This window comes from Pseudomonas sp. 65/3-MNA-CIBAN-0223, assembly GCF_040310425.1.
GTDB classification, from domain to species: Bacteria; Pseudomonadota; Gammaproteobacteria; order Pseudomonadales; family Pseudomonadaceae; genus Aquipseudomonas; species Aquipseudomonas gregormendelii.
This window is the reverse complement of record NZ_JBEOPV010000019.1, coordinates 1-21,944: the sequence shown is the minus strand read 5'-3', so window position 1 is coordinate 21,944 and position 21,944 is coordinate 1. Positions and strand designations below refer to the sequence as shown.

Genomic DNA, 21,944 nt, shown 5'->3' with positions numbered 1-21,944 from the left:
GTGTTCTCAGAGAATGTTGGAATAATCCGCTTCAATCCGGTCCAGGCTCAAGTGATTGAGGAAGTTGGAGAAGCACATCCAGGCAGACAACGCGTTCATGTCACGGAACTGCTCCGGCAGATATTTGGGCGGCACCACCAGCCCTTCATCCACCAGCTGACGCAACGTGCGCATGTCTTCCAGGGTGGTCTTGCCGCAGAACAGCAGCGGCACCTGCTCAAGCTTGCCTTTACGCACGGCCAACTGAATGTAGTTGTAAACCATGATAAAGCCCTTGAGATAGGACAAGTCTTTGGTGAATGGCAGGCCGGTCGGCACCGAGCCGCGGAAGACCCGGCTGGCGTTGCCGTAGCTTTCGGCCATTTCGAAGCCTTGCTCGCGGAAAAACTCGAATACCTGCAGGAAGTCGGCACCCTCCTCCACCATGTGGATGGCACGAGTGCGGTTGGTCAGTTTGCGCAGGCGACTCGGGTAGGAGGCGAAGGTGATGATCTCCATCAGAATCGCCAGGCCTTCCTGGGTCACGGTCGATGACGGCGGGCCCTTGGAGAGGAAGGTGCAGATCGGCTGGTTCAGGCCATTGAGGGTGGTGCCGACATGCACCAGCCCTTCATGGACTTCCAGCGCGCGCACGTCGCGCTCGTTGAACATCGCATCGGTGCGGATCTTAATGTAATCCGCGCCGGCCGCCGCGTCCGCGACAATGCCATCGGACTCGAACACCCTGATGGTTTCCTCGGCCTCGCCGAACACTTTGCTCAGGCGGGTTTGCAGCAGGTTCACAGCGTCCTTGGCGGTTAGGATTTTAGGCTCGTCCTTGAGATCGCCACGACCGTCGATGTTGTTCAGGTAGTCCGACAGCATCAAGCCAAGGTCAGACAAGGTCGGGTCGCCGGCGTGAAACGCATCGGAGGCAGCGCCATAGAGCTCCTGGGAAATTAACCCGAAGTCCTCGGTACCGCGGGCTTCCAGCATGCGCACCACCATGCGGTATTCCTTGCACATGCGCCGCATGATCTGGCCGACCGGGTTGAACTGGCCCAGTTGCCGGGTGATGTCGCGTTCGATGTTCTGGAATTCCAGTTTCACTTTGCTGGAGTCGAAAGACAGCGGCCGATTGAGGTAGTAATCACGGTCTACCGCCGGCATCTCCTTGCCCTTGGCCTTGAGGAAACCCTTGCGGATGCCCTCGTCCCACTTCACCGCGTCGAGGACGCGAATCGGTGTCTGCGCCAGCACAATTCGATCGGACAAAATGCGTATCGTCTGCTGGTAATCGTCCACCCGAAACTCCTGTAGTAAAACCGTTAGTGCTGGGTTTATTTAGCGTTGGCCAAGCGCTGGTAGCGCACGGCTTCGACAAACACGTCGGAGTTGGCCGGGTTGTCGAGGTAGGCAAACACCTCGGGCATGCTGTTGTTGATCAGTACGCCATCACCATCATCCGTCTGGAAGCCCTGGCCGTTGAGGGTTTTCTGCCCCATGGCCTGGTTTATCTGATCCAGGTCGAGGTTGTAGACCACCAGTTCGCGCTCCTCGTTGAGTTCAAAGCCGGCGATGAGGAAGTGGCCACCAAATTGTGCCGGCACCTTCGCCGACAGGTACCAGCGATCGCCATGGCGGGACACTGTAAACGGATAGGCCTCGCGCGCCTTGGGCCTGGCCTTGAAGTAGCTGACCGCCTGGTAACGATTGTTGCCGATGCGCGTCAGCTCCAGGTTCATGGGTTCGCCCCAGGCATTGGTGCTGGTCCATTTGCCCAACAGCCCCTTGGGCGCGGGATCACTCTGGGGCAAAGGCTCCTTGAAGGACACCAGGCAGCCACTGAGCAACAGAAACGACAAGGCGATCACAACGACACGCCAGGTTTTCATTCAATACTCCCTATGAAATCACACCACCGAGCCCCGGGGGCGCGCGTTACACCGACGCCAACACCAGGTGCATGTAACGGTTGAGGATACCGAGCATTTCAGCCTCTGCGTCAGGCTCGGCATCGTTCAGCAGGCCCTGATATTCCATCCGTCCGATAATCGCCGTCAACACCTTGGCGTCCTGTTGTGGCTCGCGGGACCCCAATACCTGAAACAGCTGACAGCTGCCCTGCAGCAGAATCTGCTGATGCGAGCGCACCAGTTCCGCCAGCCGCGGGTTCAGCAGTGCCTCTTGGCGGAACGCCTGTTCGGCCATCAGGTGCTCGCGACGATTGACCAGTTGGCGATGCACATAGTCTGCCATCAGGCGCGCAATATCGTCGGCCAGTTGCGAGCGCGACTCCGGGCTGCCGTCGCCACTGACCACCATCTCGCGCAGCAGCCCCTCGTTGTTCACCCACAGCTTGCCCATGAAAGCCGCGCTGCGTTCCACGTACTGGGCGAAGGTATCGGTGAGCAGGTCATCGATGTCCTTGAAATAGTAGGTCGTCGCCGACAATGGCACGGCCGCTTCGGCAGCCACTGCGCGATGACGTACGGCCCGCACGCCATCACGCACCACAATGCGCATCGCTGCATCGAGAATGTCCTGTCGACGCTGTTCGCTGCCCTGTCGGCTGGCCTTGCGACCCTGGTACTGAACGCTTTCAGCAACCGCAGTGGCGATACCCGCTGCACCTTCTTGAGCCATTGCACGATTCACGACAGGTCTTTCCTCTCAGATGAAAGCAATAAATTGATACGTTTGTACCAGACAGGCAATAAAAAGCCGCCCTGGTAGGCGGCTTTTTGATTAAAACACTTACGCTTGCGGCCGCATGTGCGGGAACAGGATCACGTCGCGGATGGACGGGGAGTTGGTCAGCAGCATCACCAGGCGGTCGATGCCGATACCTTCACCCGCCGTTGGCGGCATGCCGTACTCCAGCGCACGAACGAAGTCGGCGTCGTAGTGCATGGCTTCGTCGTCGCCGGCGTCCTTGTCGGCCACCTGCGCCATGAAACGCTCGGCCTGGTCTTCCGCATCGTTCAACTCGGAGTAGGCGTTGGCGATTTCACGGCCACCGATGAACAGCTCAAAACGGTCAGTGACGTTCGGGTTGTCGTCGTTGCGACGGGCCAGCGGCGACACTTCGAACGGGTATTGGGTAATGAAGTGCGGCTGCTCCAGCTTGTGCTCGACCAGCTCTTCGAAAATCATCACCTGCAGTTTGCCCAGGCCTTCGAAGCCCAACACCTTGGCGCCGGCTTTCTTGGCGATGGCACGGGCCTTGTCGATGTCGTTCAGGTCGTCTGCAGTCAGCTCAGGGTTGTACTTGAGGATCGAGTCGAACACGGACAGGCGCGCGAACGGCTCGCCGAAGTGGAACACCTTGTCGCCATAAGGCACGTCGGTACTGCCCAGGACCAGCTGTGCCAGTTCGCGGAACAGTTCTTCGGTCAGGTCCATGTTGTCTTCGTAGTCGGCGTACGCCTGGTAGAACTCCAACATGGTGAATTCAGGGTTGTGACGGGTCGAGACGCCTTCGTTACGGAAGTTGCGGTTGATCTCGAAGACCTTCTCGAAACCGCCAACCACCAGCCGCTTGAGGTACAGTTCCGGCGCAATGCGCAGGTACATGTCCATGTCGAGGGCGTTGTGGTGGGTTTCGAACGGTTTGGCCGCCGCGCCGCCCGGGATGGTCTGCAGCATCGGCGTTTCGACTTCGAGGAAGTCGCGCTTCATCAGGAAGCTGCGGATGTGGGCGATGACTTGCGAGCGAATGCGGAACGTCTGGCGCACGTCTTCGTTGACGATCAGGTCAACGTAGCGCTGACGGTAGCGCGACTCGGTGTCGGTCAGGCCGTGGTGCTTGTCCGGCAGCGGGCGCAGGGACTTGGTCAGCAGGCGCACGTTGGTCATTTCGACGTACAGGTCGCCCTTGCCGGAACGCGCCAGGGTGCCTTCGGCGGCAATGATGTCGCCCAGATCCCAGGTCTTGACCGCGGCCAGGGTGTCTTCAGACAAGGTTTTGCGGTTGACGTAGACCTGGATGCGCCCGGACATGTCCTGGATCACCATGAACGAGCCACGGTTGAGCATGATGCGACCGGCAACCTTGACCGGAATTGCAGCCTCTGCGAGCTCTTCCTTGGTCTTGTCCGCGTACTGTTTCTGCAAGTCTTCGCAGTAGTTGTCGCGGCGGAAGTCATTCGGGAAGGCATTGCCCTTGGCGCGCTCGGCAGCCAGCTTTTCCTTGCGCAGGGCGATCAGGGAGTTTTCTTCCTGTTGCAGGGCTTGCGGGTCGAGTTCTAGGTCGCTCATGTCTTTAAGTATTCCATCAGGTTCATTGTCCACAGCCTGCGGCTGGGGATCGCGGGCAAGTCGGATCGCCGCACCGCCGCTCCCGGAGGAGCCGCGTTTTTTCAGGCGATCCCGTATTGCACGTGTTACAGGCCTTGTTTCAGGCTCGCTACCAGGTATTCGTCGATGTCGCCGTCGAGCACCTTGTCGCAGTCGCTGCGCTCGATGTTAGTGCGCAAATCCTTGATTCGCGACGCATCCAGAACGTAGGAGCGAATCTGGTGACCCCAGCCGATGTCCGACTTGGTGTCTTCCAGGGCTTGCGAGGCAGCGTTGCGTTTCTGCACTTCCTGCTCGTATAAGCGCGCCCGCAGCATTTTCATCGCGGTGTCTTTGTTCGCGTGCTGGGAACGCTCGTTCTGGCAGCTGACCACGGTGTTGGACGGTACGTGGGTAATACGTACGGCCGAGTCGGTGGTGTTTACGTGCTGACCACCGGCACCGGAGGAGCGGTAGGTATCGATGCGCAGGTCCGACGGGTTGATGTCGATTTCGATGTTGTCATCGATTTCCGGCGAAACGAAAACGGCCGAGAACGAGGTGTGGCGACGGTTGCCGGAGTCGAAAGGACTCTTGCGCACCAGGCGATGCACGCCGATTTCAGTACGCAGCCAGCCAAAGGCGTATTCGCCCTTGATATGCACGGTTGCGCCCTTGATCCCGGCGACTTCACCGGCGGACAGCTCCATGATGGTCGCGTCGAAACCGCGTTTGTCAGCCCAACGCAGGTACATGCGCAGCAGGATGTTGGCCCAGTCCTGGGCCTCGGTACCACCCGAGCCGGCCTGGATGTCCAGGTAGGCGTTGTTGGCATCCATCTCACCGCTGAACATGCGGCGGAATTCGAGTTTTTCCAGGGACTCGCGCAGGCGCTCGACTTCGGCGGCAACGTCATCGACGGCGGCCTGGTCTTCTTCCTCGGCGGACATCAGCAACAGGTCCTTGGCATCAGCCAGGCCCGAGTGCATCTCGTCGAGGGTTTCTACGATCTGCGCCAGCAGGGAGCGCTCGCGCCCCAGTTCCTGGGCGTAGGCAGGGTTGTTCCAGACACTCGGATCTTCAAGCTCGCGATTGACTTCGGTCAGACGCTCATGCTTTTGATCGTAGTCAAAGATACCCCCGAATAGTTTCGGAGCGCTCGGACAGGTCCTTGATGCTGTTAAGGATCGGGTTGATTTCCATGGCGGGCAGCACTCGTTGGCGAACTTTTGAAAGCCGGCGAGTATACCGTAATCAGGCTGTCACGGCAGCCCGCCTGGCGGCTTTAGGGGTGAATGATTTGCCCTGCTTGTCCCAGTAGGAGCGGGGCTTGGTCCCACATTACGAGATACCCACCTGATTGCGCCCATTGTGCTTGGCCTGGTACAGCCCCTTGTCCGCCGCCAGGATCAGTTGCCGGCAGTCGCTGCCGTGCTCCGGCGTGATGGTCGACAAGCCGATGCTGATGGTCAGGCTGGAGCCTTCGGCCGGTGCGATGTGCGGGATTTTCAGCGCCGCAACGGTCTGGCGCAGTTTTTCCGCGACCAGCCGGGCACCGCCGGGGGAGGTGTTGGGCAGCACCAGGGCGAACTCCTCGCCACCGTAGCGGGCCGGCAGGTCGGACGGCCGGGAGCTTGCATCGCGGATCGCCAGGGCGACCTTGCGCAGGGCCTCGTCGCCTTCGAGGTGGCCGAAGTTGTCGTTGTAGGACTTGAAGTAGTCGACGTCGATCATCAGCAACGACAACTGGGTCTGGTCACGCACCGACCTTCTCCATTCCAGCTCCAGGTACTCATCGAAATGCCGGCGGTTGGAAAGCCCCGTCAGGCCATCGGAGTTCATCAGGCGTTGCAGCACCAGATTGGTGTCGAGCAACTGCTGCTGGCTCACGCGCAATGCCCGATAAGCCGCGTCCCGCTGCAGCAGGGTCATGTAGGACCGCGAGTGGTAACGAATGCGCGCCACCAGCTCGATATTGTCCGGCAGCTTGACCAGATAATCATTGGCGCCGGCGGCAAACGCCGCGCTCTTGATCAACGGGTCTTCCTTGGTCGACAGGACGATGATCGGAATGTCCTTGGTCGCCGGGTGATTTCGGTACTCACGCACCAGGCTCAGGCCATCGAGGCCGGGCATCACCAGGTCCTGCAGGATGACGGTCGGTTTGATGCGCATCGCCTGGGCAATGGCCTGGTGCGGGTCGGCACAAAAGTGGAAGTCGATGTTTTCTTCGTGCGACAAGCCGCGTCGCACGGCCTCTCCGATCATCGCCTGATCATCCACCAGCAACACCATGGCGGCGTTTTCATCGGTCTTGAAGTCGTCGAGCTGTAAATCATTCATGTGCGATCACCTGAGTACTACCTGGGCCCGGAATGCGGATGAAGGTCTTCATTTTGTGAAAATCTCCAGCAATCGGGGCGCTATCTTTTCCAGCGAACGAATTTCTACCGCCGCGTCGATGGCTGCAGCCGCCTTGGGCATGCCGTACACCGCACTGCTTTGCTGGTCCTGCGCGATCGTCAGGTAGCCCTGCTGACGCATGAGTTTAAGCCCCTGTGCGCCATCGCGCCCCATGCCTGTAAGCAAAACCCCGACCGCATCGCCATTCCAGTGACTGGCCACGCTTTCGAAAAACACATCGATCGAGGGCCGATAGATCTCGTTGACCGGTTCGGCGGTATACGCCAGGGTGCCGTTCTTCAACAAGCGAATATGATGGTTGGTGCCGGCCAACAGCACCGTGCCGCTTTGCGGTGGCTCGCCCTCCTGGGCCAGGCGCACATTGAGGCCGCTGGCACTGCTGAGCCACTCGGCCATGCCGGCGGCGAACACCTGGTCGACATGCTGGACCAGCACGATGGCCGCCGAAAAATCCCGCGGCAGGCCCTTGAGCAGCACTTCCAGCGCCGCAGGCCCGCCAGCGGAAGAACCTATGGCGATCAGCCGCTGGCGCGAGCCGGAGGTGCGTAACGTATTGGGGGCCGGGCGCTCGCGGTTGCCCTTGTCGCCAATCAGCCAGCCGATGTTGATGATCTTGCGCAGCAACGGCGCAGCGGCCTCCTGGGCGTTGCCGGCCCCGAGCGCCGGGGTGTCGACGACGTCAAGCGCGCCGTGTCCCATGGCCTCGAACACCCGATGCACATTCTGCTGGCGGTCGACGGTGACGATCACGATGGCGCAGGGAGTCTCGGCCATGATCCGGCGAGTGGCCTCGACGCCATCCATGACCGGCATGATCAGGTCCGGCGTCTGCTCGGCACAGCGCTGCACTGCCTCGGCGCCATTGCTGGCGACCCAGATCACCTGGTGCGTCGGATCGAAGGCCACGGCGCGGCGCAGGGCCTCTACCGCCATGGGCATGTCGTTGACGATTGCGATTTTCATGCCCGTGCTCCTCCGATGAGCTCAACCACTGCATCAAGCAGGGCATCGTCATGAAAACTGGCTTTGGCTAGATAATAGTCGGCGCCAGCGTCCAGTCCACGACGGCGATCCTCTTCGCGATCCTTGTAGGAAACCACCATCACCGGCAGCGATTGCAGGCGGTTGTCGCGCCGCAACAAAGACACCAGCTCGATGCCGTCCATGCGCGGCATGTCAATGTCAGTAATCAGCAGATCGAAATCCTCCGAGCGCAGGGCATTCCAGCCATCCATGCCATCGACCGCGACGGCGACATCGTAACCACGATTGAGCAACAACTTGCGCTGCAATTCGCGCACGGTCAGGGAGTCGTCGACCACCAGGATACGCTTGCGAGCGGCCTCCACGACCTGATTACCCTGGCGCGCGATCCGCTCCAGGCGCCCGGTATTGAGCAGTTTGTCCACGGATCGAAGCATGTCTTCGACGTCGACGATCAGTACTACCGAACCGTCATCGAGCAGGGCTCCGGCGGAAATATCCTGCACTTTTCCCAGGCGTTCATCCAGCGGCAAGACTACCAGCGTCCGCTCGCCGATGAACCGCTCCACGGCCACCCCATAAATGGCCTCGCGCTCACGGATCACCACGACCTTTAGCGTCTCCTGGCCGCCCTGGCTGGCGGGGCGCTGCAACAGTTGGCTGGCCGCCACCAGGCCGACGTGCCGGCCTTCGTACCAGAAGTGCTGGCGACCCTCGACCTGTACGATGTCCGCGGGCTCGAGGTCGCACATGCGCTCGATGTGCGCCAGCGGAAAGGCATACGCCTCGTCACCGACTTCCACCACCAGGCTACGCACCACGGACAACGTCAGCGGCACTTCAAGATGGAAATGACTGCCCTCGCCCGCCGTCTGCTCCAGCACCACCGCGCCGTGTAACTGGCGGACCATGTGCTGCACCGCGTCCAGGCCGACACCGCGACCGGAGACTTCGGTAACCTTGTCGCGCAGGCTGAAGCCCGGCAGGAACAGGAACGTCAGCAGCTCCTCTTCGCTCAACTGCGCGGCGGTCTCGGCCGGGGACAGATGGCGCTCGATGATGCTGCGCCGGACTTTCTCCAGATCCACGCCGTTACCGTCATCGCCGAGCTCCAGCACCAGCAGGCCGGCCTGGTGCGAGGCGCGCAGGCGGATCAAACCTTCAGCGGGCTTACCCGCCAGCACGCGCTGCTCGGGGGTTTCGATGCCATGGTCGACAGCGTTGCGCAACAGGTGCGTCAGCGGCGCTTCGAGCTTTTCCAGCACATCACGGTCGACCTGGGTCTTCTCCCCTTCGATCTCCAGACGCACCTGTTTGCCCAGGCTGCGACCAAGGTCGCGGACCATCCGCGCCTGTCCGGCCAGTACATCGGCGAACGGGCGCATGCGACAGGCCAGCGCGGTGTCGTACAACACCTGGGCGCGCTGGCTGGCCTGCCAGGCAAACTCGTCCAGTTCGGCGTTTTTCTCCACCAGCAGTTGCTGGGATTCGGCCAGGAGCCGACGAGCATCGTCGAGGGCTTCCTGGGCTTCCAGGCTCAAGCCCTGATCCTTGAGAAGCGCATTGAGGTTTTCCAGGGCGCGCAAGCCGTTGCCCTGCACGCGCTTGAGGCGCTGCATGGTGGCCAGGTGCGGCTTCAGGCGCAGGGTTTCCACCAGGGACTTGCTCGACAGGTCGAGCAGGCTGTTCAAGCGTTCCGCCGTGACCCGCAGGACCCGCTCGCCGGTATCGGTGGTGCGGCGGTTTTTCACCGGGGGTTCGGCGGGAGCAACAGGCAGTGGCTCGATCACCGGAACCGGGACCTCGATCACCGGCGCCAGCGCTTCGGGTTCCGGCTCGGCCATGAACGGCGCAATGGGCGTGCTGATCGGGGACGCGAGCGCCATGGGATCGAGCAACAGCCCCATCAGCGCGACGTAAGCTTGGATGTCCGCAATGCCCGGTGCGTTATCGGGCGTGGCGATGCGCATCAACAGGTCAGTGCCTTGCAGCAAGGCGTCGATGTGCTCGGGACGCAAGTACAGGCGGCCTTCCTGGGCGCTGACCAGGCAGTCTTCCATCACGTGCGCCACGCTGACCCCGGCATCGACGCCGACGATCCGCGCCGCGCCCTTGAGCGAGTGGGCGGCGCGCATGCACGACTCCAGGTGATCAGCCTGGGTCGGGTCGCGTTCAAGTGCCAGCAGGCCGGTGCTCAGTACCTGGGTCTGGGCTTCGGCCTCCAGGCTGAACAGTTCCAGCAGCGAGGCATCGCGCATCTGTTCGGGGGTCATGTCAGGCTCCGGGTCACCGCAGACAGCAATTGTTCTTCATCCAGCCAACGCAGGCTGCGACCCTTGAACTGCAAGACACCATGGGTGTATTTGCTGCTGGCCTGGGTGCCGGAACGGGACGCCGCTTCCAGGACCCGTTCGTCGATGGCATGGATGCCGTCCACTTCGTCCACCGGCACCACCACCGGCCCACCGTGCGCGGCGATGATCAACATGCGCGGCATGGTGCGCGCGCCGGGGACCGCAACAGCGGCAGTGTCGAGCCCGAGCAACTCCACCAGCGACAGGCACGCCACCAGCGCGCCGCGTACATTCGCCACGCCCAGCAAAGCCCGGGAACGCTGATGCGGCAATGAGTGAATCGCCTGCATCGGAGCCACCTCCACCAGCGTGCGAGTGGCCAGCCCCAGCCATTCTTCGCCGAGGCGAAACATCAGCAGCGAACGTGTTTTGACGTCGCTCTCGACGCTACTGGAAACCTGTCCGCGATCTTCCTGCTGCAGCGCGTAGCGGTCGAGCAAGCGCGTAGCGGCAGCGGAATACACCGCACAATTGCGGCAATGTATATGCTCGCTCAGCAGCGGGCAGGACCTGTCACCGTGGACCCCGATGCGGTTCCAGCAGTCGTCGATGGCCTGGGCATCTGCATGAGTGAAGCTCAAGGTGTCGGAGGCGTTCATCGTTTACGCTCACTGTCAGCGGCGCGCTCGCTGCGCGCGGCGCGGTCCTGCAATCGTCTGGCACCCGCCGTATCGCCCTGGGATTGCAGCAAGACCGCCAGGTGCATCAACGCGTCGGGATGTTGCGGTTCAAGGTACAACGCCTTGCGATAGAAACCCTGGGCTTCGAGGGCGCTGCCGGCAATGTCACTGAGCAAACCCAGCCAGTAGAACACCTGCGCCACCGGTTCGTGGCTGCGCAGGTAGCTCTCGCATGCAGCGCGGGCCTCGGCGCTCTTGCCCTCGTTGGCCAGCGCGGCGATGTTCACCAACAAAGCGGCGGCGTCCGACGGCGGTGTTTTTACCGCCCGCGGCGCGGGAGCCACGGTTGCAAAGGGTCGGGGACGCGCTGGCGCCACGTAGCTCACCGGCTGGCGCTGGGCCTGCGGGGTTGGCAGGACGGTTGGCAGGAAAGCCGCAACTGGCTCGGGTGCCGCCTGGCGACTGAACGCAAAGGACTGCGGGATGCCGATCGAGCGCATGCCAAAACGTCCCAGCAGACTGCCTTCGGCGGGGCCAATGAACAGCACGCCGTCGACGTGGGTCAGGCGCTTGAGCACTTCAAAGACCTGCTGCTGGGTCGGCAGGTCGAAATAGATCAGCAGGTTGCGGCAGAACACGAAATCGTAGGCGGGCTCGTTGGCCAGCAGGGTCGGATCGAGCAGATTGCCGACCTGCAGCCGCACCTGGTCCAGGACTCGCTCGTCGAGGCGATAGCCCTCGTCTTCAGCGGTGAAATAGCGCTCGCGAAATTCGATGTCCTGGCCGCGAAACGAATTGTTGCCATACACCGCGCGCCGGGCTTTTTCCAACGACAGTGGGCTGACATCCATGCCCTCGACCTTGAACTGATGCGGCTTGAGGCCGGCGTCGAGCAGCGCCATGGCAATCGAGTACGGCTCCTCGCCAGTTGAGCAAGGCAGGCTGAGAATCCGCAGGGCGCGCAGGTTGTTGATTTGCGCCAGGCGCGTGGCCGCCAGCTTCGCCAGGGTGGCGAAGGATTCCGGGTAACGGAAGAACCAGGTCTCGGGCACGATCACGGCTTCGATCAGCGCCTGCTGCTCGTCCCGCGAGCCCTGCAGGCGGTGCCAGTAGTCGTCGGCGGTCAGCGCATGATTGGCGGTGCTGCGTTGGCGCACGGCGCGCTCGATGATGGCTGGCCCCACCGATGTAACGTCGAGGCCGATGCGTTCCTTGAGGAAGTCGAAAAACCGCTGATCGCTGCTCATGACCGCTCCTCATGCAGCGCCGGGTCCAGAGGCTGGGCCGGAAACAGCAGCGCGCGCACCGAGTCGTCCAGCAGGTCGGCGATCCGTACCCATTGCAGCAAACCCTGGGCATCTTCGCGCACCGGCCCGAGGTACGGCGCCTGGCGATTGTCCAGGCCATATGGCTGGAACTGCGAAGGATGGCAGCGCAGGGTGTCGGTGGCCTGCTCGAGGATCAGCCCGAGCAGTTGCGCCGGCGCGGTCTCATCAGCACGGTAGTGCACCAGCACCAGCCGCGTGCTGGTACGTAGCTGTGCCGGTCGGCCGAAGGTCAGCGCGCTGAGATCGATCACCGGCACGACCGCGCCACGATAGGCAAACACTCCGGCCACCCAGGCCGGCGCCTTGGCAATTGGCTTTAGCGGCACGCGCGGCAGTACTTCCGCCACGTCGATCGCTTGTAAGGCATAGCGCTCGTCGCCGATGCGAAACACCAGAAACAAGGACTGCTTTGCCGGCGCCACGGCGGCGCGTCTGCCTGCGAGTTCGCTCATCAGACTTTGAATCGCGACACGCCGCCACGCAAGCCCACAGCCACCTGGCTAAGTTCGTCAATGGCGAAACTGGCCTGGCGCAGAGACTCGACTGTCTGGCTGCTGGCATCACCCAGCTGTACCAGCGCATGGTTGATCTGTTCCGCGCCGGTGGCCTGAGCCTGCATGCCTTCGTTGACCATCAGCACCCGCGGCGCCAGCGCCTGGACCTGATGGATGATCTGCGACAGCTGTTCGCCTACCTGCTGGACCTCGGACATGCCGCGGCGCACTTCCTCGGAGAATTTGTCCATGCCCATGACACCCGCCGACACCGCCGACTGGATCTCGCGCACCATTTGCTCGATGTCGTAAGTGGCCACGGCAGTCTGGTCCGCCAGGCGCCGGACTTCGGTGGCAACCACGGCAAACCCGCGGCCGTATTCCCCGGCTTTCTCCGCTTCGATGGCGGCGTTGAGCGACAGCAGGTTGGTCTGGTCGGCCACCTTGACGATGGTCACCACCACCTGATTGATGTTGCCGGCTTTCTCATTGAGGATCGCCAGCTTGGCGTTGACCAGGTCGGCAGCCCCCATCACCGAATGCATGGTGTCTTCCATGCGCGCCAGGCCTTGCTGGCCAGAACCCGCCGCCACCGAGGCCTGGTCGGCGGCGGAGGAGACTTCAGTCATGGTGCGCACCAGGTCCCGCGAGGTCGCGGCGATTTCCCGGGAAGTCGCGCCGATCTCGGTGGTGGTGGCCGCCGTTTCGGTGGCCGTGGCCTGCTGCTGCCTGGACGTGGCGGCGATCTCGGTCACCGAAGTCGTCACCTGTACCGACGAGCGCTGGGCTTGCGACACCAGCGCAGTGAGTTCAGTCATCATGTCGTTGAAGCCGGTTTCGACGGCGCCAAACTCATCCTTGCGATCCAGGTTGAGACGGCCGCTGAGGTCACCGGTACGCATGATTTCGAGGATGTTCACAATGCGGTTCATCGGCGCCATGATGGCGCGCATCAACAGCAGGCCGCACAGGCCGGCGGCCAGTACTGCGATCAGCAGCGAGATGCCCATGATGATCTTGGCCGTGAGTACCGCGTTATCGATGGCGATGATGTCCTGGTCGGCCACTGCCTTGTTCTGGCGAATGATGTCATTGAGCTTGACCCGCCCGGCTTTCCAGGCCGGGGTCAATTGCTCGTCGAACAGACGGATCGCCTCGACTTCCTGATTGCGCTTGTGCAAGTCGAGCACTGCGGCAAGGGTTTTCTTGTAGTCCTGGTGCAGTTTTTCGAAGGTGGCGTACTCGATCTTGTCCTCATCCGTGGTGAAAGTGCCCTGGTAGTTGCTCATCTGCTCCAGCAAACGGGCCTCGAAGGCATTGAACTCGGCCTCGTCCGCAGCACTGACACCCTGCCCCTCCTTGAGTCCGAGCATGTGCTGGATATGCAGGTAACTGTCGGACCAGGCGCCGCGAATCATCGAGCTGTAATACACCCCCGGCAACGCATCTTCACGAACGCTGGCCTCACTTTCCTCGATCTTGAGCAGACGGGAATAGGAGACAATGACCATCAGCAGCATGATGGCGATGATTACCGCAAAGCTCGCCAAAATGCGTTGGCGCAACGTCCAGTTCTTCACAGTCAGTCCTCGGAGCCATATCAAATGCTGCCGAGTATAGCTGAGGGCGCTGTTTCATTTATAAGACAGATGCAGACCAATTCTCATCCCGATGAATGAGGAAGGCGGCGTGGCTGCAAATGACCACGCCAGCGAGCCAGACCCTACACGACAGCCTGGCGCACCTGCTTTTCCAGTTCAACCTTCAAACCCGGTTCGAGTTTGAGCTGGCGAGCCAGTTCTTCCAGGTAGGATTTCTCCATATAGCTTTCCTCATCCACGAGCATCACGCTGGCGATGTACATCTCGGCCGCCATCTCCGGGGTTCTGGCGGCGCGGGCAACGTCTGCAGGGTCCAGCGGCTTGTTGAGCTCGGCGTGCAACCAGTGCTGCAATTCCTGATCGTTGTCGAGCTTGGTGAATTCGCCTTCGATCAGCTCACGTTCGCGCTCATCGACATGACCATCCGCCTTGGCCGCCGCCACCAGCGCCTTGAGGATCGCCTGGCTGTGTTCCTCAACCTGGGCGGGCGGCACCCGGTCCACGGTTTGCGGTTCCTGCTTCGGTGCCGTGCCCTGCTGGGCCTGCCAGTTGCCATAAGCCTTGTAGGCAATAACACCGAGCGCCGCGAGGCCGCCGTAGATGGCGACCTTGCCGCCAACCTTGCGCACCTTCTTGTTACCCATCAACAGACCCATGGCGCCCGCTGCCAGAGCGCCACCACCGGCGCCGGACAGCAGCCCGCCGAGGCCGGACGACTTGCCGGAACCACCGAGCAAACCGCCCAGCCCGCCGCTGGATGACTTGTTGTGGGAACCTCCGGCCTTGTTTTGCAGCAGGTCCTGCCCGGACTTGAGCAATTGATCGAGTAAGCCACGGGTAATCATGTGTGCCTCCAAACATTCGGTCTATGGACAAATAAGGCCATCAGCCTAGAGCGAAAGTGCCCGAAGACCGCCAGAGAGAGTGCTTCGGAATGTTGCGTGCTTACACAAAGCGTCCTGCTGACCATCAGAAAAAAAGATATACACTCCAGCTCATCTAAAAATAACGCCCACCGGGTAATTCTTCATGATGACCTTGCGTCAGATCCGTCATTTCATTGCAGTGGCCGAAACCGGCTCGATCTCGGCCGCCGCGCAAACTGCGTTCATTTCCCAGTCAACGCTGACCCTGGCCATCCAGCAATTGGAGCAGGAGATTGGCGTCGGCCTATTCAACCGCCATGCCAAGGGCATGACGCTGACCCATCAGGGGCACCAGTTCCTGCGCCAGGCGCACCTGATCCTGGCAACCGTGGACAACGCCAAGCGCAGCCTGCAACAGAGCACCGACCAGGTCGCCGGGCAGTTGATCATTGGCGTGACCAGCCTCGTCGCCGGCTACTACCTGGCTGATTTGCTCACTCGCTTCCAGCGCGCCTACCCCAACGTGGAACTGCGCGTGATGGAAGACGAACGGCCCTATATCGAGCATCTGCTGGTCAGCGGCGAGATTGATGTCGGCGTTTTGATTCTCTCCAACCTGGAGGATCGCCACGCCTTGCAGACCGAGGTCCTGACCCATTCGCCCCACCGCCTTTGGTTACCGGCCCAGCATCCACTGCTGGAACACGACAGCATCAACCTGGCCGACGTCGCACGCGAGCCGCTGATCCAGCTCAACGTTGACGAAATGGACCGTAACGCCCAGCGCCTGTGGTGCAGCGCCGGCCTGCAACCGCGGATCACCCTGAAAACCGCCTCGACCGAGGCGGTGCGTAGCCTGGTCGCCGCCGGATTGGGGGTTTCGATCCAGCCGGACATGACTTATCGCCCATGGTCGCTGGAGGGCGACATCATTGAAGCCCGCCCCATCGCCGATCTCAGCCAGACCCTGGACGTCGGCCTGGCCTGGCGGCGCGGTACGGCCCGCCCTCCATTGGTCGACCCGTTTCTGACTGTCGCCCGCGAACAACCCCACGGCGGGCGCAAGCCATCTATTTAATCGAACGCCACCTTCAGTATTTAGTATTTGTCGACCTCGGGGCCTCAGACTAGTCTTGTTACATCTATATAAGACGGCCGGGCCCCAGTCGCTGGGAGCACCATGGCCACACAAGAAAAGAGAACCCGAAAAATGGCTGGCGCGCAGACTCCGATCTTCACCGCGTTATTGATCGACGGCGAACTGGTCGCGGGCGAAGGCTTTGTCGAGCCGATTCTCAACCCGGCTACCGGCGGAGTGCTGACCCACATTGCCGAAGCCAGCACCGAGCAGGTCGAAGCCGCCATCCTTGCGGCCCATCGCGCCTTTGGCACCTGGTCGCGTACCACCCCGCAACAGCGCTCGGTGCTGCTCCTTGATATCGCCAACGCCATCGAAAAAAACGCCGACCTGCTGGCCCGCCTGGAATCGCTGAACTGCGGCAAGCCACTGCACCTGGCCCGCCAGGATGACCTCAGCGCGACGGTTGATGTGTTCCGCTTCTTCGCTGGCGCCGTGCGTTGCCAGACCGGCCAACTCAGCGGCGAATACCTGCCGGGCTACACCAGCATGGTGCGACGCGATCCGATCGGCGTCGTGGCGTCGATTGCGCCCTGGAACTACCCGATCATGATGGCCGCGTGGAAAATCGCCCCTGCCCTAGCCGCCGGCAACACCCTGGTATTCAAGCCTTCCGAACACACGCCGCTGTCGATCCTGGCCCTGGCCCCTGCCCTGGCCGAGATCCTGCCGCGCGGCGTGATCAACATCGTATGCGGTGGGGGCGAAGGCGTTGGCAGTCACCTGGTCAGCCACCCCAAAGTGCGCATGGTGTCGCTGACCGGCGATATTGTCACCGGGCAGAAAATACTCCAGGCCGCTTCGAAAACCCTGAAACGCACACACCTGGAACTCGGCGGCAAGGCACCGGTGATCGTCTGCAACGACGCCGATATCCAGGCCGTGGTCGAAGGTGTGCGCACCTATGGCTACTACAACGCCGGGCAGGATTGCACCGCAGCTTGCCGCATCTATGCACAGGCCGGCATTCACGACCGCCTGGTGGCCGAACTCGGCGCCGCCGTCAGCAGCCTGCGCTTCGCCGGCAAGCGCGATGCCGATAACGAGATTGGGCCGCTGATCAGCACCCGCCAGCGTGATCGCGTGGCCAGTTTTGTCGAACGAGCCCTCGGCCAACCGCATATCGAACGCGTCACCGGCGCGGCCGTGCATTCCGGTGCCGGCTTCTATTACCAGCCAACCCTGCTGGCCGGCTGCAAACAGAGCGATGAAATCGTCCAGCGCGAGGTATTCGGCCCGGTCGTGACCGTGACCCGCTTCGAGGAGCTGGAACAAGCGGTGGATTGGGCCAACGACTCGGAATACGGCCTCGCCTCTTCGGTGTGGACGCAAAATCTCGACAAGGCCATGCAGGTCGCCGCACGCCTGCAATACGGCTGCACCTGGATCAACAGTCATTTCATGCTGGTCAGCGAAATGCCCCATGGCGGCCTGAAGCGTTCGGGCTACGGCAAGGACCTGTCCAGCGATTCGCTTCAGGACTACAGCGTGGTACGGCACATCATGGCCCGCCACGGACAGCATTTATAAAAGCGCACTACGCTAACAATTAGCCGTAAAGGCATTGGCTTGACCCCGTTAAAACTGCCCCGACCATAATTAAAGAAGAGGGAAACCCCATGTTCGTGCACAAGACCGCACTGCTCAGTGCAATCACCACCGCGTTGCTGGCCAGTGCCTCCATCCAGGCCGCCGAACCGCTGAAAGCCGTGGGTGCCGGCGAAGGCCAGCTGGACATCGTGGCCTGGCCCGGCTACATCGAACGGGGCGAAAGCGACAAGGCTTATGACTGGGTGACCGGTTTCGAGAAGGAAACCGGCTGCAAGGTCAACGTGAAAACCGCCGCAACCTCCGATGAAATGGTCAGCCTGATGGCCAAGGGCGGTTACGACCTGGTGACGGCGTCGGGTGATGCGTCGCTGCGCCTGATCGTGGGCAAGCGCGTGCAGCCAATCAACACCGACCTGATCCCGAACTGGAAAAGCCTCGACCCGCGCCTCAAGGATGCGCCGTGGTACGTGGTCAACAAGCAGACCTACGGCACCCCGTATCAGTGGGGCCCGAACGTATTGATGTACAACACCAACGTATTCAAGACCGCGCCTACCAGCTGGAACGTGGTGTTCGACGCGCAAAACCTGCCGGACGGCAAGCCCAACAAGGGTCGCGTGCAGGCCTATGACGGTCCGATCTACATCGCCGATGCGGCGCTGTACCTGAAAACCGCCAAGCCGGAACTCGGCATCCAGAGCCCCTACGAACTCACCGAAACCCAGTACAAGGCAGTGCTCGATCTGCTCCGCGCCCAGCAGCCATTGATCCACCGCTACTGGCACGACACCACCGTGCAGATGAGTGACTTCAAGAACGAAGGCGTGGTCGCGTCCAGCGCCTGGCCCTATCAGGTCAACGGCTTGATGAACGAAAAACAGCCTATCGCCTCCACCATCCCGCAAGAAGGCGCCACGGGATGGGCCGACACCACCATGTTGCACGCCGAAGCCAAGCACCCCAACTGCGCCTACAAATGGATGGACTGGTCGCTGCAACCGAAGGTCCAGGGCGATGTAGCCGCCTGGTTCGGTTCGTTGCCAGCCGTACCTGCCGCTTGCCAGGGCAGCGAGCTGCTGGGCGCCGAAGGTTGCAAGACCAACGGTTTCGACCAGTTCGAGAAGATCGCTTTCTGGAAAACCCCGCAGGCTGAAGGCGGCAAGTTCGTGCCGTACAGCCGCTGGACCCAGGATTACATCGCGATCATGGGCGGCAGATAACACTCTCTCACGATCAATAGATCGTCCGAACGCGGCCCGAGCCTGCGGCAGCTCCCACGCCGACCGCAGGCACTACAAATATGGCGTCTTCTGCAAGTCCCGTAGGAGCTGCCGCAGGCGCGAGCCGCGTTCGGACGGTTTTTTCGATAACACCACCGATTCAATTTTTATAGAAAGCGCGCCTTTTCGGAGCACCGCACCATGACGCTTGCAGTCCAGTTCACCAACGTTTCCCGTCTATTCGGCGAAGTGAAAGCCGTAGACCGGGTTTCCATCGACATCCAGGACGGCGAGTTCTTCTCCATGCTGGGCCCTTCCGGCTCGGGCAAAACCACCTGTCTGCGCCTGATCGCCGGTTTCGAACAACCGAGCGCAGGCTCCATTCGTATTCATGGCGAAGAAGCCGCCGGGCTGCCGCCGTATCAACGTGACGTCAACACCGTATTTCAGGACTACGCGCTGTTCCCCCACATGAATGTGCGAGACAACGTCGCCTACGGCCTCAAGGTCAAGGGCGTGGGCAAGGCCGAGCGCCTCAAACGTGCTGAAGAAGCCCTCGACATGGTCGCCCTCGGCGGCTATGGCGAACGCAAGCCGGTGCAACTGTCTGGCGGCCAGCGCCAGCGCGTGGCCCTGGCGCGCGCCTTGGTCAATCGACCTCGAGTGTTGCTGCTCGACGAACCCCTGGGTGCCCTCGATCTGAAGTTACGCGAGCAAATGCAAAGCGAGCTGAAGAAGCTGCAACGCCAACTCGGCATTACGTTCATCTTCGTCACCCATGACCAGACCGAAGCCCTGTCGATGTCCGACCGTGTTGCGGTGTTCAATAAAGGACGCATCGAACAGGTCGACACCCCGCGCAACCTGTACATGAAGCCGGCGACCACTTTCGTTGCCGAGTTTGTCGGCACCTCGAACGTGATTCGCGGCGATCTGGCGCAACAGTTGAGCGGCCATCCACAACCATTTTCCATTCGCCCGGAACACGTGCGTTTCGCCGAAGGGCCGCTGGCCAGCCACGAAATCGAAGTCAGTGGCCTGCTCCACGACATTCAATATCAGGGCAGCGCCACGCGTTACGAACTGAAGCTGGAAAACGGCCAGACCCTGAATATCAGCCAGGCCAACAACCAATGGCTGGACACCAGCGCCCAACACCAGACCGGCCAGCGAATCATCGCGCGCTGGGCCAGGGAAGCAATGATCCCGCTGCAAGACCATGCAGTCGGCGGGGTGTGAGATGAACACCTTGGCTATCTCCCAAACCCCGTCGGGTGGCTCGCCGTTGCGCAAGTTTGCCAACCTGCTGTACCGCCGACCCAACCTGTATCTGTCGATGTTGCTGGTGCCGCCGCTGATCTGGTTCGGCGCGATTTACCTCGGCTCGTTGCTGACCCTGCTGTGGCAAGGCTTCTACACCTTCGACGACTTCACCATGGCGGTCACCCCCGACCTGACCCTGGCGAACTTCGCTGCGCTGTTCCAGCCGTCGAACTTCGACATCATCATGCGCACCCTGGGCATGGCCATCGTGGTGTCGATTGCCAGCGCCGTCGTGGCCTTCCCGATCGCCTACTACATGGCGCGCTATACCACGGGCAAGACCAAGGCGTTTTTCTACATCGCGGTGATGATGCCGATGTGGGCCAGCTACATCGTCAAGGCCTACGCCTGGACGCTGTTGCTAGCCAAGGGCGGGGTGGCGCAATGGTTCGTCCAGCACCTGGGACTGGAGCCGGTGCTGCAGTTCGTGCTGGGTATTCCCGGCGTCGGCGGCAGCACCTTGTCGACCTCGCACCTGGGCCGCTTCATGGTGTTCGTCTACATCTGGCTGCCGTTCATGATCCTGCCGATCCAGGCGTCCCTGGAAAGGCTGCCGCCTTCGCTGCTGCAAGCCTCCGCCGACCTCGGGGCCAAGCCGCGCCAGACGTTCATGCAGGTGATTCTGCCGTTGTCGATCCCGGGCATTGCCGCCGGTTCAATCTTCACCTTCTCCCTGACCCTGGGCGACTTCATCGTGCCGCAGCTGGTGGGGCCGCCTGGTTACTTCGTCGGCAGCATGGTGTACGCCCAGCAAGGGGCGATCGGCAACATGCCGATGGCCGCCGCCTTCACCCTGGTACCGATCGTGCTGATCGCCATTTACCTGTCTATCGTCAAACGCCTGAGGGCCTTCGATGCACTCTAATTCAGACAAGCAGGGGGAGAAAGCTTCATTAGGCTTAAGAATCGCAGCCTGGGGCGGGTTGGTTTTCCTGCACTTCCCGATCCTGATCATCTTCCTCTACGCCTTCAACACCGAAGAAGCAGCGTTCAGTTTTCCGCCCAAGGGCTTCACCCTGAGGTGGATCGGCGTGGCGTTCTCGCGCCCTGACGTGCTGGAAGCGATCAAGCTGTCACTGCAGATTGCCTCAATTGCGACGTTGATTGCGATGGTGCTCGGCACCCTGGCATCCGCAGCGCTGTACCGGCGGGATTTCTTCGGCAAGCAAGGCATCTCGCTGATGCTGATCCTGCCGATCGCATTGCCGGGAATCATCACCGGGATTGCCTTGCTGGCGACGTTCAAGACGCTGGGGATCGAGCCGGGGATGTTCACCATCATCGTCGGCCACGCGACCTTCTGCGTGGTGATCGTCTACAACAACGTCATCGCCCGCTTGCGCCGTACCTCCCACAGCCTGATCGAAGCCTCGATGGACCTCGGCGCCGATGGCTGGCAAACCTTCCGCTACATCGTCCTGCCGAACCTGGGCTCGGCATTGCTGGCTGGCGGCATGCTCGCGTTTGCCCTGTCGTTCGACGAAATCATCGTGACCACCTTTACCGCTGGCCACGAACGCACCTTGCCGCTGTGGCTGCTCAACCAGCTCAGCCGCCCACGGGACGTGCCGGTGACCAACGTCGTCGCGATGCTGGTGATGATGGTGACCATGCTGCCGATCCTCGGCGCGTATTACCTGACGCGTGGCGGCGAAAGCGTGGCGGGCAGTGGCGGGAAATAATCCCAGGACTGACACAACAATCCCTTGTAGGAGCGAGCTTGCTCGCGATGGACCTGAGGGCGCCGCGTGCATTCAGGCAGCCCTCGTCATCGTTGACGTCCA

At 61.6% G+C, this 21,944-nt stretch carries 19 protein-coding genes; 6 read left to right on the top strand and 13 right to left on the bottom strand.

Going from position 1 to position 21,944, the window contains the following annotated elements:
- Nucleotides 1–6: 6 nt before the first annotated feature.
- The 13 genes from AAEZ09_RS21200 to AAEZ09_RS21140 form a co-directional block, all read right to left on the bottom strand.
- Nucleotides 7–1,284, bottom strand: a complete 1,278-nt coding sequence (locus tag AAEZ09_RS21200; protein WP_045060765.1) for a flavohemoglobin expression-modulating QEGLA motif protein — start codon at nucleotides 1,282–1,284, stop codon at nucleotides 7–9.
- A 35-nt stretch (nucleotides 1,285–1,319) separates the two neighbouring features.
- A complete protein-coding gene (locus AAEZ09_RS21195) occupies nucleotides 1,320–1,874 on the bottom strand; it encodes a hypothetical protein (protein ID WP_122837664.1) in 555 nt (184 codons plus the stop codon).
- Nucleotides 1,875–1,920: 46 nt separating this feature from the next.
- Nucleotides 1,921–2,637, bottom strand: coding sequence for a TetR/AcrR family transcriptional regulator (locus AAEZ09_RS21190; RefSeq protein ID WP_205893153.1), 717 nt, complete (start codon nucleotides 2,635–2,637; stop codon nucleotides 1,921–1,923).
- Nucleotides 2,638–2,736: 99 nt separating this feature from the next.
- Nucleotides 2,737–4,239 (bottom strand): lysine--tRNA ligase, encoded by a 1,503-nt coding sequence (gene lysS / locus AAEZ09_RS21185; RefSeq protein WP_045060768.1) that lies wholly within the window; start codon nucleotides 4,237–4,239, stop codon nucleotides 2,737–2,739.
- Between the two features lie 125 nt (nucleotides 4,240–4,364).
- Nucleotides 4,365–5,460, bottom strand: a protein-coding gene (prfB, locus tag AAEZ09_RS21180) for a peptide chain release factor 2 (protein WP_122837662.1) whose coding sequence is annotated in 2 segments (ribosomal slippage) — nucleotides 4,365–5,387 and nucleotides 5,389–5,460 — 1,095 coding nt in all. Because the reading frame shifts where the segments join, the coding sequence is not laid out codon by codon here.
- 138 nt (nucleotides 5,461–5,598) lie between these two features.
- Nucleotides 5,599–6,600 carry a response regulator gene (locus AAEZ09_RS21175; RefSeq protein WP_122837661.1) on the bottom strand — a complete coding sequence of 334 codons (1,002 nt, stop codon included), beginning with the start codon at nucleotides 6,598–6,600 and terminating at the stop codon, nucleotides 5,599–5,601.
- Between the two features lie 48 nt (nucleotides 6,601–6,648).
- Nucleotides 6,649–7,644: a chemotaxis response regulator protein-glutamate methylesterase gene (locus AAEZ09_RS21170; protein ID WP_350600680.1), complete on the bottom strand. Its 996-nt coding sequence runs from the start codon at nucleotides 7,642–7,644 to the stop codon at nucleotides 6,649–6,651.
- Nucleotides 7,641–9,938, bottom strand: a complete 2,298-nt coding sequence (locus AAEZ09_RS21165; RefSeq protein WP_350600679.1) for a hybrid sensor histidine kinase/response regulator — start codon at nucleotides 9,936–9,938, stop codon at nucleotides 7,641–7,643. Before AAEZ09_RS21165 ends, AAEZ09_RS21170 begins: the two co-directional genes overlap by 4 nt.
- Nucleotides 9,935–10,618: a chemotaxis protein CheW gene (locus AAEZ09_RS21160; protein ID WP_045060772.1), complete on the bottom strand. Its 684-nt coding sequence runs from the start codon at nucleotides 10,616–10,618 to the stop codon at nucleotides 9,935–9,937. Before AAEZ09_RS21160 ends, AAEZ09_RS21165 begins: the two co-directional genes overlap by 4 nt.
- Nucleotides 10,615–11,886 (bottom strand): CheR family methyltransferase, encoded by a 1,272-nt coding sequence (locus AAEZ09_RS21155; RefSeq protein ID WP_350600677.1) that lies wholly within the window; start codon nucleotides 11,884–11,886, stop codon nucleotides 10,615–10,617. The genes AAEZ09_RS21160 and AAEZ09_RS21155 overlap by 4 nt, the downstream gene beginning before the upstream one ends.
- Complete coding sequence (locus tag AAEZ09_RS21150) at nucleotides 11,883–12,419, bottom strand: chemotaxis protein CheW (protein WP_350600676.1); 537 nt, start codon at nucleotides 12,417–12,419, stop codon at nucleotides 11,883–11,885. Before AAEZ09_RS21150 ends, AAEZ09_RS21155 begins: the two co-directional genes overlap by 4 nt.
- Nucleotides 12,419–14,041 carry a methyl-accepting chemotaxis protein gene (locus AAEZ09_RS21145; RefSeq protein ID WP_045060775.1) on the bottom strand — a complete coding sequence of 541 codons (1,623 nt, stop codon included), beginning with the start codon at nucleotides 14,039–14,041 and terminating at the stop codon, nucleotides 12,419–12,421. Before AAEZ09_RS21145 ends, AAEZ09_RS21150 begins: the two co-directional genes overlap by 1 nt.
- Nucleotides 14,042–14,184: 143 nt before the next feature.
- Nucleotides 14,185–14,907, bottom strand: a complete 723-nt coding sequence (locus AAEZ09_RS21140; protein WP_045060776.1) for a tellurite resistance TerB family protein — start codon at nucleotides 14,905–14,907, stop codon at nucleotides 14,185–14,187.
- A 184-nt stretch (nucleotides 14,908–15,091) separates the two neighbouring features.
- Between AAEZ09_RS21140 and AAEZ09_RS21135 the strand changes: the two genes are divergently transcribed.
- The 6 genes from AAEZ09_RS21135 to AAEZ09_RS21110 all read left to right on the top strand — a co-directional run bounded on the left by AAEZ09_RS21135 (nucleotide 15,092) and on the right by AAEZ09_RS21110 (nucleotide 21,842).
- Entirely contained in the window at nucleotides 15,092–16,006 is a 915-nt protein-coding gene (locus AAEZ09_RS21135; protein ID WP_045060777.1) for a LysR family transcriptional regulator, read from the top strand.
- 132 nt (nucleotides 16,007–16,138) lie between these two features.
- A complete protein-coding gene (locus AAEZ09_RS21130; RefSeq protein ID WP_350600715.1) occupies nucleotides 16,139–17,596 on the top strand; it encodes a gamma-aminobutyraldehyde dehydrogenase in 1,458 nt (485 codons plus the stop codon).
- 89 nt (nucleotides 17,597–17,685) lie between these two features.
- The gene (gene ydcS, locus AAEZ09_RS21125; RefSeq protein ID WP_045060779.1) at nucleotides 17,686–18,837 is read left to right on the top strand and encodes a putative ABC transporter substrate-binding protein YdcS; all 1,152 of its coding nucleotides are present in this window, start codon (nucleotides 17,686–17,688) and stop codon (nucleotides 18,835–18,837) included.
- Between the two features lie 201 nt (nucleotides 18,838–19,038).
- Nucleotides 19,039–20,076: an ABC transporter ATP-binding protein gene (locus tag AAEZ09_RS21120; RefSeq protein WP_045060780.1), complete on the top strand. Its 1,038-nt coding sequence runs from the start codon at nucleotides 19,039–19,041 to the stop codon at nucleotides 20,074–20,076.
- 1 nt (nucleotide 20,077) lies between these two features.
- Nucleotides 20,078–21,025: an ABC transporter permease gene (locus AAEZ09_RS21115; protein ID WP_350600674.1), complete on the top strand. Its 948-nt coding sequence runs from the start codon at nucleotides 20,078–20,080 to the stop codon at nucleotides 21,023–21,025.
- A complete protein-coding gene (locus tag AAEZ09_RS21110; protein ID WP_045060782.1) occupies nucleotides 21,015–21,842 on the top strand; it encodes an ABC transporter permease in 828 nt (275 codons plus the stop codon). Before AAEZ09_RS21115 ends, AAEZ09_RS21110 begins: the two co-directional genes overlap by 11 nt.
- Nucleotides 21,843–21,944 lie beyond the last annotated feature (102 nt).

Excerpts from the sequence above, each read along its gene's own strand:
- AAEZ09_RS21195 (WP_122837664.1), bottom strand. The coding sequence starts at position 1,874 with ATGAAAACCTGGCGTGTCGTTGTGATCGCCTTGTCGTTTCTGTTGCTC.
- lysS (WP_045060768.1), bottom strand. The coding sequence starts at position 4,239 with ATGAGCGACCTAGAACTCGACCCGCAAGCCCTGCAACAGGAAGAAAAC.
- AAEZ09_RS21175 (WP_122837661.1), bottom strand. The coding sequence starts at position 6,600 with ATGAATGATTTACAGCTCGACGACTTCAAGACCGATGAAAACGCCGCC.
- AAEZ09_RS21170 (WP_350600680.1), bottom strand. The coding sequence starts at position 7,644 with ATGAAAATCGCAATCGTCAACGACATGCCCATGGCGGTAGAGGCCCTG.
- AAEZ09_RS21165 (WP_350600679.1), bottom strand. The coding sequence starts at position 9,938 with ATGACCCCCGAACAGATGCGCGATGCCTCGCTGCTGGAACTGTTCAGC.
- AAEZ09_RS21160 (WP_045060772.1), bottom strand. The coding sequence starts at position 10,618 with ATGAACGCCTCCGACACCTTGAGCTTCACTCATGCAGATGCCCAGGCC.
- AAEZ09_RS21155 (WP_350600677.1), bottom strand. The coding sequence starts at position 11,886 with ATGAGCAGCGATCAGCGGTTTTTCGACTTCCTCAAGGAACGCATCGGC.
- AAEZ09_RS21150 (WP_350600676.1), bottom strand. The coding sequence starts at position 12,419 with ATGAGCGAACTCGCAGGCAGACGCGCCGCCGTGGCGCCGGCAAAGCAG.
- AAEZ09_RS21140 (WP_045060776.1), bottom strand. The coding sequence starts at position 14,907 with ATGATTACCCGTGGCTTACTCGATCAATTGCTCAAGTCCGGGCAGGAC.
- AAEZ09_RS21135 (WP_045060777.1), top strand. The coding sequence starts at position 15,092 with ATGATGACCTTGCGTCAGATCCGTCATTTCATTGCAGTGGCCGAAACC.
- AAEZ09_RS21130 (WP_350600715.1), top strand. The coding sequence starts at position 16,139 with ATGGCTGGCGCGCAGACTCCGATCTTCACCGCGTTATTGATCGACGGC.
- ydcS (WP_045060779.1), top strand. The coding sequence starts at position 17,686 with ATGTTCGTGCACAAGACCGCACTGCTCAGTGCAATCACCACCGCGTTG.
- AAEZ09_RS21120 (WP_045060780.1), top strand. The coding sequence starts at position 19,039 with ATGACGCTTGCAGTCCAGTTCACCAACGTTTCCCGTCTATTCGGCGAA.
- AAEZ09_RS21115 (WP_350600674.1), top strand. The coding sequence starts at position 20,078 with ATGAACACCTTGGCTATCTCCCAAACCCCGTCGGGTGGCTCGCCGTTG.
- AAEZ09_RS21110 (WP_045060782.1), top strand. The coding sequence starts at position 21,015 with ATGCACTCTAATTCAGACAAGCAGGGGGAGAAAGCTTCATTAGGCTTA.